The sequence below is a fragment of the Micromonospora sp. U56 genome, from assembly GCF_018070095.1.
Taxonomy (GTDB): Bacteria; Actinomycetota; Actinomycetes; order Mycobacteriales; family Micromonosporaceae; genus Micromonospora; species Micromonospora purpureochromogenes.
Genome location: NZ_JAGPYL010000253.1, coordinates 1 through 1,414 on the forward strand (window position 1 = coordinate 1; position 1,414 = coordinate 1,414).

1 protein-coding gene is annotated in these 1,414 nt (G+C 68.8%); it reads left to right on the forward strand.

The window, feature by feature from the left end; genetic code table 11:
* Window positions 1-159 precede the first annotated feature (159 nt).
* Entirely contained in the window at window positions 160-1,389 is a 1,230-nt protein-coding gene (locus KBX37_RS33830) for an IS110 family transposase (RefSeq protein ID WP_210779881.1), read from the forward strand.
* The last annotated feature ends 25 nt before the right edge of the window (window positions 1,390-1,414 follow it).

Below are 1,414 nucleotides of genomic sequence, written 5' to 3' on the forward strand. Positions count from 1 at the left end.
TGACAGATCGTGCCCCTGCCGGTGGTCGGGAGAGGTGACCGCTGATGGGATGTCGTGTCCGCCGCACGTCGGCGTGAGCACTTGATCATTAGCTTGCGGAAGTTCTCCCGGATGCTGCCAGGTAGCTCAATCGGCCGTGGACTGGCGGGAGGGGATGCAGTGCTGTTCGTGGGAGACGACTGGGCCGAGGATCACCACGATGTCGAGGTGCAGGACGAGACCGGCCGCCGGCTGGGCAAGGCGAAACTCGAGGAGGGAATCACCGGGATCGCCGGCCTGCACGCGCTGATCGGCGCCCATCTGACCGAGGATGATGAGTCGGCGCAGGTGGTGGTTGGTATCGAGACCGACCGGGGTCCGTGGGTGCAGGCGCTGATCGCCGCCGGTTACCAGGTCTATGCGATCAACCCGCTGCAGGTGGCCCGCTACCGGGAACGGCACGCAGTGTCGGGGGCCAAGAGCGACGCCGGTGATGCGCACGCCTTGGCCGACATGGTGCGCACCGACCGACATCAACTACGTCCGGTCGCTGGCGACAGCGCCGCAGCCGAGGCGGTCAAGGTCGTCGCCCGGGCGCACCAGACGCTGATCTGGGAACGCACCCGCCACACCTTGCGGCTGCGGCAGACACTGCGGGAGTTCTTCCCCGCCGCTCTGGTTGCCTTTGATGACCTGGCCGCCGTCGACGCCCTGGACCTGCTGGGCAAGGCACCCGACCCCGCCGCAGCGGCCCGGCTGACCACCGCGCAGATCACCGCCGCACTCAAACGGGCCCGCCGCCGAGACGTGCCAGCCAAAGCCGAGAAGCTACGAGCGGCGTTGCGCAGCCACCAGCTGGGCCAGCCCGCGGTGGTGACCGCGGCTTACGCCGCCACCGTCCGCACCCAGGTAGCGATCCTGACCACCCTGCACACCCAGATCAAGGCAATGGAAGAGCAGGTCGAGGCGCATTTTGGGCAGCACCCGGACGCTGAGATCTACCTCAGCCAGCCCGGCCTCGGCCGCATCCTCGGCGCCCGGGTGCTTGCCGAATTCGGCGACGACTCCACCCGCTACGCCGACGCCAAAGCCCGCCGCAACTACGCCGGCACCAGCCCCATCACCCGCCAATCTGGCAAGAAGAAGGTCGTGCTGGCCCGCTACGTGCACAACGACCGGCTGATCGACGCCCTCGGCCGGCAAGCCTTCGCCGCCCTCATCGCCTCCCCCGGCGCCCGCGCCTACTACGACCAGCAACGCCACCGCGGCATCAGCCACCACGCCGCCCTGCGCCAACTCGGCAACCGCCTCGTCGGCATCCTCCACGGCTGCCTCAAAACCCGCACCCCCTACGACGAGGCCACCGCCTGGCACCACCGCGAAGCGCACGACCAAACCGCCGCAGCTTGACCGCTCCGCTCATGGGATGTCTGTC